Source organism: Binatus sp. (SeqCode) (assembly GCF_049584895.1).
Classification (GTDB): Bacteria; Desulfobacterota; Binatia; order Binatales; family Binataceae; genus Binatus.
The window spans coordinates 15714-28873 of record NZ_JBAUYR010000046.1; the positions used below are offsets into that span (position 1 = coordinate 15714).

A 13160-nucleotide genomic window follows, 5' to 3' on the forward strand; every position below is an offset into this window, starting at 1 on the left:
GTCGCGCGACGCGACGTCGTCGCGGACCCTGAAGGCGTCAAGCACCTGATCAGTTATGCCGCAGCGCTTCGGCCTCTACGAAGATTTGACCGTCGACGAGAACATCCGATTCTACGCAGACCTGTTCGGCGTTCGCAGAAAAGATCGCGAGGCGCGCGCCGCCGAACTGCTGAAGGCGTGCGGCATGAGCGAGTTCCGTGCGCGTCAAGCCGGCAAGCTCTCCGGTGGGATGAAGCAAAAGCTCGGCCTGGTCTGCGCGCTGATACACACCCCGCGCGTGCTGCTACTGGACGAGCCAACCAACGGCGTCGATCCGGTTTCACGCCGCGAATTCTGGGCGATGCTGTATTCGCTGGTCGGTCAGGGCGTCACCGTCGTCAATTCCACCGCCTACCTCGACGAGGCCGAGCGATGCCACCGGGTTGCGCTGCTTCATCAGGGGTGCCTGCTCTTCTGCGACTCGCCCGCGCGCCTCAAGTCGAGGCTTCAGGGTTCTGTTGTATCGATCGTGTCGTCGGAGGCGCGGCGCGTCCGCGACGAACTCGCTGCGGCAGAAGGTGTTTCGAGCTTAGTGCTGGTTGGCGATGCGGTTCATCTGTTTGTCGATGACGCCGACCGGCGGATCGCCAGTCTCAGCGCGCGGCTGAAGAGCAGTCAGATTCCGTTTGACGAGATTATCCGCGTCACGCCGACCATCGAAGATCTTTTTGTCGAAGCGGTGCGCAAAGACGGGACGCGCGTGGCTGCATGACGCGCCCCAACGGCAATTCGGTCGAGGTTGAAAACCTGGTGAAGCGTTTCGGCGATTTCACTGCCGTCGATCACATTTCATTTCAGACGCGCACCGGCGAGGTCTTCGGATTCCTAGGGCCTAACGGCTCGGGGAAATCGACGACGATTCGAATCCTGTGCGGATTGCTGCATCCGACTTCCGGCCGCGCAATCGTTGCCGGCTACGACGTCGTCGAATCGCCCGAACTAATCCGCCGCAACATCGGCTACATGTCGCAGAAATTTTCGCTCTACGCCGATCTCACCGTGTTCGAGAATCTGCGGTTCTACGCGGGCATGTATGGCGTGCCCGCTGCGGAGTTGCGCGGGCGGATCGATTGGGCGCTCGAGATGGCTGGGCTACGCGGCCGCGAATCGAGCCTCACCGGGACACTGGCCGGAGGATGGAAGCAGCGCCTCGCGCTCGGCTGCGCTGTTTTGCATCGCCCGCCGATTTTATTTCTCGACGAACCAACCTCAGGCGTCGATCCGCTCTCGCGCCGCTTGTTCTGGGAATTGATCCAGCAGATGAGCAGCGACGGAGTCACCATCTTCGTCAGCACGCACTATATGGACGAAGCCGAATACTGCAATCGGCTGGCGCTGATGAACGGAGGCAAATTGATCGCCCTCGGCACGCCGACCGAACTCAAGTTGGGTTCGATTCACGGCTCATTGCTGCTACTTGAATGCGATCGGCTTGGCGACGCTATCGAACGCGTGCGCCGTTTCAACGGTGTCCGCGACGTCGCAGTGTTCGGCAACGCGCTCCATCTCGTCGTATCCGATGCCGCCATTGCGCCAGCGATTCGCGCCGCGCTCGAAGCCGACCGTATCTCGGTTAATGATCTGAAAGTGATTCGCCCCAGCCTCGAAGATGCGTTCGTCGCTTTGACTACTCGACGCGCCGATGACTCCCTCTCGGAGCTTTCGCCGTGAATCTTCGACGACTGCTCGCCATCTCGCGAAAGGAAGTCTTGCAGGTGCTGCGCGATTCACGCAGCCTGCTGATCGTCCTGCTGATGCCGTTGATGCTGATGACGACGCTGGGTTACGGCGTCAACCTGGACAGCAAACACATCAAGGTATTCGCGCTCGATCAGGAAGGCAGCCAGGCGAGCCAGGATCTTCTCAAGCGGTTTCAGTCTTCCGAGTATTTCGACCTCGCCGCGACGGTCACTGACTACCGCGCGCTCGCCGCCGCGCTCGACGACGGCCGATGCCAGCTCGCGATTGTGATTCCGTTCGACTTTTCCGCGCGCTTGCACGACGGCCGTCCGGTGAACATCCAGGCTCTGGTCGACGGCTCCGACAACAACACCGCTGAGCTCGCGATCGGATACGCGCAAGGTGTTCTCGCCTCTTACGGCGCGGTCGTCCAGGCGGAGTATCTCCGCAAGTCCCACGCGCCCACGGTGAATCCAGCGCTGTCGGTAGAAACCCGAACCTGGTTCAACGAGGATCTCGAAAGCAAAAACTTTATCGTGCCCGGCGTCGCCGCGATTGTGATGGCCGTCGTCGGAGTTTTGCTCACGTCGCTGACGGTCGCACGCGAGTGGGAGCGCGGCACCATGGAGCAACTCATCTCGACTCCGGTGACCTCGCTCGAAATCATCATCGGCAAGCTGCTGCCGTACTTCGCGCTCGGCATGTTCGATACCGCAGTCTGCGCGGCGATCGCCGTCTTCTGGTTCCAGGTTCCGTTTCGCGGATCGCTGATCGCGCTGAGCGCTGGATCAGGAATTTATCTGATCGCGATTCTCGGGTTGGGATTCTGGATCTCGGTCGCCACAAGGAATCAGCTCGCTGCAAGCCAGATTGGCCTGGTGACCGCCTTTCTGCCGTCGTTCCTGCTTTCGGGATTCACGTTTCCGATCGATCAGATGCCGATCGGCGTGCAGCCCTTCACCTACTTGATCGCGGCGCGCTACTACATCGTCGTACTCAAGAGCGTATTTTTGCGGGGCACCAGTCTCAGCTTTCTCGCAGGGCCTTTGATTGCACTCGTCATCTATGCGGCCCTGATGGTGTTCCTGGCTAAACGATCGTTCCACAAGTCGCTGGCATGAGGAACTGACGTGATCGAACGGATGCGCCAGATTCTGCTCAAGGAGTTCATCCACCTGTTCCGCGACAGGCACGCGCGGTTCTCGCTAATCGTGCCGCCCCTACTGCAGATGCTGATATTCGGTTACGCGGCGAGCTACGAAGTGAATCGCGTTTCGACCGCCGTACTCGATTTCGACCACAGCCAGGAGAGCCGCGAATTCCTCGACCGCATTACAGCCAGCAGCCGGTTCCAGGTTCGCGATGTACTCCAGAATGAAGCGCAAATCCCGTCACTGCTCGATCATCGGCGCGTCGTGCTGGTGCTGCAGATTCAGCCGGGGTTTGCCGAACTGCTGCGCAAGGGTCAGACCGCGCCAGTGCAGGCCGTGCTCGACGGCACCGATTCGAACACGGCGTTGATCGCCGTCGGATATGTCGATCAGATCGCAAATCGATTCGCTGCGGACTACCAACTTCAACTCGCCGACCGGATGAGACCATCTCTGGCTACGTTCGCGCCCAGCATCGAGCTGCAGGAACGTCCCTGGTACAACGCGAACCTCGAGAGCAGGTGGTTCTTTGTGCCGGGCGTGATCGGCACTCTGGTCCTCGTGTCAGTGTTGCAGCTGACGTCTTTTGCCGTGGTGCGAGAGCGCGAGGTCGGTACGCTCGAACAATTGATGGTCACGCCGATCAGCCCCGCCGAATTGATCGTCGGCAAAACCTTGCCGTTCCTGATCGTTGGTCTTGCCAATGTGATCGTCGTGGCAATCCTCGGGAGCTCGTGGTTCGAGGTTCCATTTCGCGGGAATATTTTCGTTCTGCTCCTCGGCACCACCCTCTTTCTGTCGAGCGCGCTCGGCGTGGGACTGCTGATTTCGACCGTTTCAGAAACCCAACAGCAGGCCTTTGCGATATCCTTCTTCTACATCACGCCGACGATCATGCTGTCCGGCTTCGGCTATCCAATCACCAGCATGCCGACCGCATTGCAATGGTTCACAAATCTCGATCCGCTGCGCTTCTATCTCATCGTCCTGCGCGGAACTTTCATCAAGGGCATCGGGCTGGACGTGCTATGGCCGCAGATGATCGCGATGGCCATCCTCGGAGCGGCGACGCTCACACTCGCAACACTGAGATTTCACAAGACTCTGGATTGATTTTCACATCGGCGGCCGAGTGGAAGCCGGCCTGTCGTTGGCGACGGCAGTCTGATCGGCGCCCTTGACGCCGAACCTCCTGATAACCTGCGCGAGTTTCGCTGGTGTCGCCACGGGAGTAGCGCATGCCGTTCCTGCGCAGACAAATGCGAGCGGAACGTTTTTCGCCGCACTGGAGTCGAACATCGCTCGCGCCGCGGCCGGCATCGACGCGGCATCGCTGCGATCGGATCCAATCCGCGTCACGACTTTTTCCGGACGATAACTCGCCAACGCCATTCTCCACAGGGCCGCGGCGCGCGCATCGCCAGGCGGACCCACAATTGATACCGTCGCGCCGCCGTTCGCGCGATATTCCAGCGCCAGCCCGACAGTCGCGAATGAATTGCTCAGCATCGATCCCGCCATCGCGGGCGCACTCGCCATTAGGTCATTCGCAGTCTTCGAATAATCGTCATCGCCGGTGATCAGCGCGAGCTTGGCCGTCGCGATTGCCATCATCGCTTGCACCGACGGTGTCGGCATATCGAAAAACACCTGCGCGCTCGCCGACGCCTGCGCAATCACAGTGCTCGCGTCTTCAGTATCGTGGTTCGTCAACAGGTTCGAGTCTTTGGCACGGAAGTTCTTCACGATGATCGCGGCCAGCTTGCGCGCTTCGACCAGATATTTTGCGTCAGCCGAGAACTGATACGCGTCGACCAGCGCATTGAGCAGATAGACCTGGTCGGCTATCAAACCTGCCACCTGCGCACGGCCGGCCGCCAGGACGTGAAAGAAACTTCCGTCGGGCGCCTGCATATGCGCGACGATGAAATCCAGATCGGCGAGCGCCGTGCGTTGAAGACTCGAGTCGTCAAGCGCGGCCGACGCCGTCAGGTACGCGTCGGCCATCAACGCGTTTCGATCAGTCATCACAGCGTGATCGACCGGTGGCGTTTTGCGGCGAGCCCGCGCGGCGAGCATCGCATCTGACGTCCTGGCAATTTTCTCGCGCGCTTCTTCCCCCGGGATCTTCAGCTTGGCTGCAACTTGCTCGGGACTCATCGCGCGTCTCAGCACGATTCGCCCGTCCGGTGCGAGGGCCGGCGCGTCCTGCATCCCGTAAAATAAAATCGCGATGCGAGCCTCGTCGGGCGGTAGCGCGCGCTTAACTTCCGCGACTGTCCACGTGTAGTAACTACCATCGTCGCCCTTGAACGAATCGGCGTCCTGATGCGAGTAGAAGGCGTCGGTCTTCGGATCGAGCAGCTCGCGATTCACGTAGCCAGCGATCGATTTCGCGACGCGCGCGAAGTCCGGGTCGCCGCTTGCTTCGTACGCATCGCTGTATGCGTGCAAGGCCATCGCGTTGTCGTAGCCGAGCTTCTCGAAATGCGGCACGCGCCAATGCGGGTCGGTCGAATAGCGATGAAATCCGCCGCCGAGTTGATCGAACACTCCCCCTGCCGCGATTTTCTTCAGCGTGTCGAGCGCCATCGCGGAGTACTCCGGATGCCCGTAAAACCCATGCGCCAGCGCGAGTTCGAGCGCGGGAAAATCGTAGAATCGCGGCCCCGGTCCCGACGCAAATCCTCCCGACTCGCGGTCGTACGACGCCGCTAGACCCGCAAGTATTTGAGCGCGCAAGCCGTCGAGTCCCCCTTGTGCCGGCGCGTTCTGATTCGACGCGGATCTTAGTTTCGCCGCGGTCGCATCGGCCTCTTTATCAAGACCCGCACGATCCGCCGCGTACACCTGCGAGATTCGCTTGAGCAACGGCAGCATCGACGAGTTTTCTCCGCCGCTGCCGTTGGGTCCGCTGCCCGGCCGCGGCGGCAGATATCCTGCCGCGAAAAACAGTGCGCCATCGGGCGTTGTGAAGCAGGTCAGTGGCCAGCCGCCCGCGCCGGTCAGTTGCGCAGCCGCGACCTGATAGTAGTCGTCGAGGTCGGGACGCTCGTCGGTATCGACTTTCACCGGCACGAATTCGCTGTTCAGCGCCGCCGCGACCTCCGGGTCGGCGTAGGTCGTCGAGTCCATCACGTGGCACCAGTGGCACCAGACCGCGCCGATGTCGATCATGATGGGACGATTCAGTCGGCGCGCCAGTGCGAGCGTGTCCGGACTCCACGGTTGCCATCGAATCGCGCTCGACGACGCTTCGCGCAGATACATGCTCGGCGACGATTTCAGCGCTCCGGCCGGCAGCGCATTCGCCGAATCCACAGCGGCGCCTGCTCCTGCGCTGAGAATGCAGAGCATCGCGACTGACGCAAGAATCATTCGCGTTGACATCCTGCTGATGGCGCGATAGCTGGAAAATGGCGCGTGACGCCGCCCGACGCCAATCGCGTCGCGATCGACAAAGGGAAAGGCGTGAGCCGGCGCCGGTGGTTCAGGTTTTGAGTTCAACTATGAATGCCATTGGTAACAACAGTCACCGGCGCGGCCGGGTTCCATCGTGAGCGGAACATGAGCGCAAGGCCAGCAACGCGTCGCCGCCCGCGCCGAACTCGTAACGGCCCCGCGAAAGTCATCAGGATGCCGACTCCCACAGTGGTACGCCGGCGCCGTGCAATCAAGGCTGGAGTCGGCCTGCTGGTGCTCTCGCTGCTCGCCGCAATTATCGCGCGGTTCTACCTGATGTACACTGCGCCGCCGTCTCCCGAAAAAGTATCCGGTCTGACCGACCAGGAAACCGAGATCCTCGGCCTGGTGAATCAGCAGCGCGTGCGGGGCGGACTGCGGCCACTGAAGTTTTCGGCGCGCCTGGCAGTAATCGCGCGCGGCCACAGCTACGACATGGCGATGCGCCATTATCTCGCCCACAACAGTCCCGACGGGGTCGCTCCCGCGGACAGAATCAGCGGCGTCGGCATCGGATACCACGTCATCGGCGAGAATATTTACATGGACGACAATGCTGATGCGGCCGACCTGCCGCGACGCGCGATGAACGGTTGGCTCAAGAGTCCCGAGCATCTCGCTAACATCGTGTCCGGCAAATTTACTGAGACCGGCGTCGGAATCGCGCAGTCCGCCGACGGCCACACTTATGTAACGCAGGATTTCGTGCACTGACGGAGCTTGCGATGGACTTCGCCGAACTTGCCGCGCTGGCCTCCGGTCACGCCGAAGCGCGCGCGATACAGACCGCACTCAAGCTGGGAATCTTCGATATGCTCGAGCGCTCACCGCTGGACGACGCCGATCTAGCCACCGCTATTTCCGCCAATCGCCGCGCGACCGCTCTGATAGCCAACGCGATGGTCGCGCTCGGATTGCTCGACAAGCGCGCAAACCGCTACTCGCTCACGGAAGCGTCCCAGCGCTACCTGCTGCGCTCGTCCGCCGAATATCTTGGCGGCCTGATTCTGTTCGACGAAGCAATCTTTCAAACCTGGACGAATCTCGAGCAGACTATTCGGACCGGTCTTCCGGCGCGTGCGACCGATATGTTTCAGAGCCGTCCCGAAGAGACCGAACGATTCATCCGCGCGATGGATAGCCTCACTCGCGCCCGCGGCGATCCGGCTTACGTCGCGAACCGGCTCGACCTGAGCAAGGTTTCGAAGGTCGCCGACCTCGGCGGTGGTCCGGGGACGTACACCGTCGCGCTGCTGCGGCGATGGCCCCATCTGCGCGGCGCAATCTACGATCTGCCCGCGACTCTCGAAGTTGCGCGCAAGATTCTCGCCGAGCGCGAGCCTGCAGCGTTGGAGCGCATCGACTTGGTCCGGGTTGATTATCTGTACGATGAAATCCCGGGGCCATGCGGCGCCCTGTTCATGTCGAACATAATTCACAATGAAGATGAGACCGACAACGCTCAGCTTTTCCGCAAATGCTTTCGCGCACTTGAATCTGGCGGCATGCTGATCGTCAAAGATCACATCATGAACGCCGATCTCACACAGCCGCGGCCGGGCGCGATCTTCGCGCTGTACTTGCTTCTGACCACGCGCGGGCGCGATTATTCATTTGACGAAGTCTCCCGATGGCTCCGCGACGCCGGCTTCGTCGACATCAGACACGAAGCGCTGCCAAGCCCTCCGTTCACGTCTTCGATGGTCACGGCACGTAAGCCTAAGTGAAAAATTTTATTGTGCGCAGAATATTGTCCGCTGCGAGTTTAATCGTACTCGCAGGAGCATGCTCGGGATGTGCCGCAGGGGCCATGGGCCTGGTGACTACAGTCGCTCCGGCGGTAGCCGAGGGCAGCGCGCAGCTCATCGGCTCGCAGGTCGCGATGAAGGAAGGCAGCGGCACGGGAGCCTCCGCCGAAGAAAACGCCGACAAATGCGATCAACTGCTGCGCGCGCCGATCGGCGTCGAGGAAGTTCGCAAGGACAAGGACGGCGTGATCGAGTCACGCCAGTGGAAGATCGCCGAGACTAGCGGCAACCCGATTTGGATAGTGGCGCGCACCCCGAGCGAGGACTCGCCCAAAAACGCCTGGCAACCGAAGCCCGGCATCACCAACCTGCTGTTCAATCCGCCGCTCAATGAAGTGCTCGAGCCCGACAAGCCGGAATATCTCGCCTACGCACCAGTCGATGTCGTCAACGTGTCTGACAGCGAGCAGTTTGACTCGATGACCGGGGCGTTCGGCACCGGCATCGGAACCTTCAAGTGGCGCGATCGCTCCTACAGCTATGTGTTGGTCAAGGAACTGCCTTGCTTCAAGCCGGCGAAGGAGAAGTGAGTTCGACACTATCGTGGCTAAGGCGAATCCCGCGACTAATCGTCACCGGCATAATGCTTTCACTGGCACTGTTTGCCGCGAGGTCGTACTCTCAGAACATGAATGCAGCGATCGATCATTCGCATCCGCAACTCGAACCGACCGCCTGGCCCGATAACTCGCTCACGATCGCAAATCTCGGTCACGCCACCGTGCTGATGAATTACTTCGGTACGCGGGTGCTCACTGACCCGAGCCTCTTCTCACGCGTCGGCCTGTCATTCGATTCGATCCTCACAATCGGGCCGAAACGACTCGTCGATCCGCCGCTGGCTCCCACGCAATTGCAGCAACTCGACATCATTCTGATCACGCACGCGCACATGGACCATCTCGACATTCCCTCGCTGAAGGCTGTCCCGAAGAGCGCGGTCGTAGTCGCATGCGATAAGTGTTCGCAGATCATCGCGCCATTGGGCTTCAAGGACGTGCGCGAACTCAAATGGGGCGAGAGCACCGTCGTCAAAGGACTCACAATCCGCGCGATGGGCGCGCGGCACTGGGGCAAGCGATGGCCTCCCTTTGGCGAAGACTACGGCTTCAACAGTTATGTGCTCGAAAAAGACGGCCGCCGGATGCTGCTTGCGTGCGACAGCGCCGACACCGATCTGTTCGCGAGCCTCGCATCGACGCCGCCCGACGTGGCGGTGTTCTCGATAGGCGCTTACGACCCGTGGATTTGGAATCATGCTAATCCTGAACAGGTCTGGTCGATGTTCGAATCCACAGGCGCGCATTACCTGGTGCCCATTCACTGGGGGACGTTCAAGCTGGGGAAAGAGCCGATGGAAGAGCCGATGCAACGGCTAATCAAGGCAGCCGGCGATCAGCAGGACAGGATCGTACTACGTCAAATTGGCAGCAGTTGGACGATGCCTGCAACGATCGAAACGCGTCAGGCGGCCGGCCGCTAGACTCTTATCTACAGATTCCTGGTCGCCAGGACTTCTTGAGCAGGAGTCCTATCCCCCGTGCAGTTAATCATTCGTGGAGCGATAAGGATGCTGAGGTCATATCCGAGCTTCCTATAAAGCTCTTGTATTCTGTCCGTAGCTTGATTCGATAGGACGACAGGACCGGGATGGCGTGCCAGACGTTCGGCCAATCTTATCTGTTGGTCCCAGCCAAATGCTTCCTTCGAGTATTGCGTGAACTGTACGTCATATGGCGGATCTGCATAGATGAAATCGCTCGCTTCCAGTGGGAGCTTCTCGAAGTCCATACAATTAAACTCCCACTGCGAGAAGGCCGGCACATACTCCGAAAAATCCGTCTTGTAGGTGAGTTTTTTATACCGCCCAAACGGGACGTTGAACTCACCCTTGCTATTGAACCTGCATAGGCCGTTATAGCAAGTGCGGTTCAGATAATAGAAAAGACCTGCCGCCTGCTCGCCGTCCGCTTTACCCTCTCGAATAAGTTGATTGAAGAGCGCCCGTTGCTCGTAGAAGTAAGTCTCATCGTTCTGCATCCTCGAACCGATACTTAGACCGCTCTTGAGCCAGCGATAAAAGTTTATCGAATGCGGATTGATGTCGCTTATGAGAGCTCGGTCCGGGACCAAGCCCAAGGAGACTGCTAGTCCTCCGCATAGCGGCTCGACCAGGCGACGATGTCGGTGAGGATCCCAGAGTCGCGCGAGGTATGGCACAAGCCATCGCTTGCCGCCCGCCCACTTCAATGGAGGCTTGGGCGTCTGGCGTAACTCCAACGACTCCGCAACCGCCGCCACTCAGCCTCGTTCAGACACGCTTGCGTTTTTTGGATAGGTAGTCGACCAGCATGTATTCGCCGAGATGGTCGGGGCGGGTGAATAGCGCGCGGCCTCGATTGATTTGCGTCATCTTGTCGACGAACGCGCGCAGGCTCGGCGAGTCGTCGAGCATGAAGGTGTTGATGGTGATTCCCTTGCGCGTGATGCGCTCGACTTCCTTCAGCGTCTCCTGCGCGGCGCGCATGCTGATGCCGCCGAACGACAGCGGCCATTCGCAATACAGCCGCTTGTTCAGGAAGTAAGCGGTCGGTTGCCCATCGGTGATCACGATGATGTGCTGATTGCGCGACGGATGCCGTCCCAGCAAATCCGACGCGAGGCGCAAGCCGTCCTGCAGGTTGGTGAACGGATCGCCCATGTTCCACGACGCCTCGGGCAGATCCTTGAGCTTCAATTCGACCGCCCGCGTATAGAAGCCGACGATCGAGAAATAGTCGCGCGGAAACTTCGAGCGAATCAGCGTCTCCATCGCCATCGCGACTTTCTTCGCCGCCGCAAACCGTCCTTCCCAGCTCATCGACCACGACATATCCAGGCACAGCACGGTCGACGACGAACTTGCGTAATCGTTTTCGTAGATCTCGAAATCTTCCGGCCGCAGCTCGAGCGGAACGCCAGCCTTGCGCGCCAGCGCATGCTTGAGCGTCGCGACCAGGTTAAGATTCAGCGGATCACCGTATGCGTAGGGTTTGGTCTGCTCGGGGCGCATCTCGGTGACGCCGCGATGGTCGGTCATATGTCCGCCCGATCGATCCTTCAGCAAGTTCTGGTAGATGTCGCGTAGCGCAAGTTGTCCGATTCGGCGCACGCCCTTCGGCGAGAGCTGAAAATGATCGCCCTTCGGCACCATATAGCCCGACTGCGTCAGCAGCACCATCACCTGCTTGAGATTCTGAAAATCCTTGCTCGCCTGCTGTCCGAGGATCTGCTGCAGGTCTTCCATCGAGATAGTGTCGAAGTTGCCCGACATCAGGTCCTGTTCGAGCTGCCGCATCCGCTCCATCTCGCGCATCAGTTCGAGCGCGTCCTCATAGCCGAGGCTCTTCGGACCGTGGAACATGTGTTGATTGCGATCGCGAAAATTCTCGAGGTCGCGGATGTTCTCGTATTCCTCCAGCAGCTGGTCAAAGTCTTCCTTCGCCTGCGCGTCCTCGAACTCGTGGCTCTCCAGCTTGCGCATCGCCTCGGACAAACGCCGCGGCATCCGCGACAACTCGCGCTGCTTCTCCTCGATGCCCGGCTTCTGCCCCTTCATCGATTCGAGTGTCGCGCGCTCGCGGTTCAAAATATCTTCGAGCTTCTGCTCCATCTCGGAGAGCGCGTTCTTCAGATTGAAGTCGCGATAACGCTGGCGCATCTCCTGGCGAAGCTGCTCGATGAACTCCTCGAGGCCCATCACCTTGACGCCGTCGAAGTCCATCCCCTGCCGCATCATCCAATCCATCGCCTGGCGCACGTCGTCGGTGTACGACAGGTACTCCGCCAGCTTCTCGAACACCTTGTCGGCGTCGAGCTTGAGCCGCTGCGTGCCGTCCCACTGCGTATAGCGGGTAACTACTGCGGCCATTTCGCGGCGAGTCATGCGTGATAGGCGAAGCGCCCGCCCTGGCGATCCTTGTTGAGCTTCTGATGCAGATGCAGGCCCTCGAAAATAAACTCGCTCGCGGCCGCCATCAGGCCCGGGGTCTCGAACGGCCCAAGCAGCGTGATCACTTCGCGCAGTCCGGTCACCTCGCGCAGCGGCTCCATGTATTCCGACGACGGAGCGCTGTCCGAAACCTCGACGCCCCAGCCCTGCTCGAAGTAGCTCGAGACTTTCTTCAGATCGTCGAGCTTCAAATATTTGTCGAAAACTTTCAGCACCGCGCGATTGATCAGCCGCTCGATCAGGTCGTCTTCCTTCTTGTCCTCGCCGACGTACTCGAGCTCGATCTTACCGGCCGTCGACGCATACAGCGAATGCAAATCCGAAATCCGTGGCACGATCTCGTTCTCCGAGTTGCGCACCGCGCGCTTCTCCGCGTTGGAGATAGCGGATTCGAAATTGTTGATCGTAACGCGCACCGACACTCCCGACGATTGATTGATCTCATTCGACGCGCGCGCCTCGAACGTAATCTGCGCGAGGATGTCCTTCATGAACTGCGGAATCCGCACGTCGACGCCCGAGCGCGGCGGATGAGCGGCTTCCTGCTCCATGATCACGATCTCGTGCTCGATCGTCTTCGGGTAATGCGTGCGAATCTGGATGTCGAAACGATCCTTGAGCGGCGTGATGATGCGCCCGCGCGAGGTGTAGTCCTCGGGATTCGCGCTCGCGACGAACACCACGTCGACCGCCAGCCGAATCTTGTAGCCCTTGATCTGGACGTCCTTCTCTTCCATCAGGTTGAACAGTCCGACTTGCACCTTCTCAGTCAGATCGGGCAGCTCGTTGATCGCGAAGATGCCGCGATTGGTGCGCGGGATCAGTCCGTAATGAATCGTCTCCTCGTCGGCCAAGTAGCGGCCCTCGGCCACTTTGATTGGATCAATCTCGCCGATCAGGTCCGCGACCGAAACGTCGGGGGTCGCAAGCTTTTCGGCGTACCGGGAGTCGCGACCGATCCACGCAATCTCCAGCGCGTCGCCCTTCTCTTCTTTCAACTTGACGCATCGGCGGCAGATGGGCGCGAAG

At 60.0% G+C, this 13160-nt stretch carries 12 protein-coding genes; 8 read left to right on the forward strand and 4 right to left on the reverse strand.

Annotated elements, in window-relative coordinates:
• The first annotated feature begins 55 nt into the window (after positions 1-55).
• The 4 genes from WB650_RS09465 to WB650_RS09480 are packed head-to-tail and all read left to right on the forward strand — an operon-like array spanning position 56 to position 3983.
• A complete protein-coding gene (locus WB650_RS09465) occupies positions 56-751 on the forward strand; it encodes an ABC transporter ATP-binding protein (RefSeq protein ID WP_423960258.1) in 696 nt (231 codons plus the stop codon).
• Positions 748-1710: an ABC transporter ATP-binding protein gene (locus WB650_RS09470; RefSeq protein ID WP_422304193.1), complete on the forward strand. Its 963-nt coding sequence runs from the start codon at positions 748-750 to the stop codon at positions 1708-1710. The genes WB650_RS09465 and WB650_RS09470 overlap by 4 nt, the downstream gene beginning before the upstream one ends.
• Entirely contained in the window at positions 1707-2840 is a 1134-nt protein-coding gene (locus WB650_RS09475; protein ID WP_422304192.1) for an ABC transporter permease, read from the forward strand. The genes WB650_RS09470 and WB650_RS09475 overlap by 4 nt, the downstream gene beginning before the upstream one ends.
• 9 nt (positions 2841-2849) lie before the next feature.
• Entirely contained in the window at positions 2850-3983 is a 1134-nt protein-coding gene (locus tag WB650_RS09480; protein WP_423960259.1) for an ABC transporter permease, read from the forward strand.
• 3 nt (positions 3984-3986) lie between these two features.
• Here WB650_RS09480 and WB650_RS09485 read toward each other — a convergent pair whose 3' ends face one another.
• The gene (locus WB650_RS09485) at positions 3987-6248 is read right to left on the reverse strand and encodes a thioredoxin domain-containing protein (RefSeq protein WP_423960261.1); all 2262 of its coding nucleotides are present in this window, start codon (positions 6246-6248) and stop codon (positions 3987-3989) included.
• Positions 6249-6506: 258 nt separating this feature from the next.
• On the opposite strand from WB650_RS09485, the gene WB650_RS09490 reads away from it, so the two are divergent.
• The 4 genes from WB650_RS09490 (at position 6507) to WB650_RS09505 (ending at position 9623) form a co-directional block, all read left to right on the forward strand.
• On the forward strand, positions 6507-7046 hold the full coding sequence (locus WB650_RS09490) for a CAP domain-containing protein (RefSeq protein ID WP_423960263.1): 540 nt from the start codon (positions 6507-6509) through the stop codon (positions 7044-7046).
• An 11-nt stretch (positions 7047-7057) separates the two neighbouring features.
• Positions 7058-8059: a methyltransferase gene (locus tag WB650_RS09495; protein WP_422305265.1), complete on the forward strand. Its 1002-nt coding sequence runs from the start codon at positions 7058-7060 to the stop codon at positions 8057-8059.
• A gap of 92 nt (positions 8060-8151) precedes the next feature.
• Positions 8152-8670, forward strand: a complete 519-nt coding sequence (locus tag WB650_RS09500) for a hypothetical protein (protein WP_422305263.1) — start codon at positions 8152-8154, stop codon at positions 8668-8670.
• Positions 8667-9623 carry an MBL fold metallo-hydrolase gene (locus WB650_RS09505; RefSeq protein WP_422305261.1) on the forward strand — a complete coding sequence of 319 codons (957 nt, stop codon included), beginning with the start codon at positions 8667-8669 and terminating at the stop codon, positions 9621-9623. The genes WB650_RS09500 and WB650_RS09505 overlap by 4 nt, the downstream gene beginning before the upstream one ends.
• 8 nt (positions 9624-9631) lie before the next feature.
• On the opposite strand, the gene WB650_RS09510 is transcribed toward WB650_RS09505, so the two are convergent.
• The 3 genes from WB650_RS09510 to WB650_RS09520 form a co-directional block, all read right to left on the reverse strand.
• On the reverse strand, positions 9632-10441 hold the full coding sequence (locus tag WB650_RS09510; RefSeq protein ID WP_422305259.1) for a DNA adenine methylase: 810 nt from the start codon (positions 10439-10441) through the stop codon (positions 9632-9634).
• 10 nt (positions 10442-10451) lie between these two features.
• A complete protein-coding gene (locus WB650_RS09515) occupies positions 10452-12050 on the reverse strand; it encodes a VWA domain-containing protein (RefSeq protein WP_422305257.1) in 1599 nt (532 codons plus the stop codon).
• An 11-nt stretch (positions 12051-12061) separates the two neighbouring features.
• A partial coding sequence (locus WB650_RS09520; RefSeq protein WP_423960267.1) for a sigma 54-interacting transcriptional regulator occupies positions 12062-13160 on the reverse strand: 1099 nt, incomplete at its 5' end.

Excerpts from the sequence above, each read along its gene's own strand:
- WB650_RS09470 (WP_422304193.1), top strand. The coding sequence starts at position 748 with ATGACGCGCCCCAACGGCAATTCGGTCGAGGTTGAAAACCTGGTGAAG.
- WB650_RS09515 (WP_422305257.1), bottom strand. The coding sequence starts at position 12,050 with ATGGCCGCAGTAGTTACCCGCTATACGCAGTGGGACGGCACGCAGCGG.
- WB650_RS09490 (WP_423960263.1), top strand. The coding sequence starts at position 6,507 with ATGCCGACTCCCACAGTGGTACGCCGGCGCCGTGCAATCAAGGCTGGA.
- WB650_RS09465 (WP_423960258.1), top strand. The coding sequence starts at position 56 with ATGCCGCAGCGCTTCGGCCTCTACGAAGATTTGACCGTCGACGAGAAC.
- WB650_RS09495 (WP_422305265.1), top strand. The coding sequence starts at position 7,058 with ATGGACTTCGCCGAACTTGCCGCGCTGGCCTCCGGTCACGCCGAAGCG.
- WB650_RS09485 (WP_423960261.1), bottom strand. The coding sequence starts at position 6,248 with ATGATTCTTGCGTCAGTCGCGATGCTCTGCATTCTCAGCGCAGGAGCA.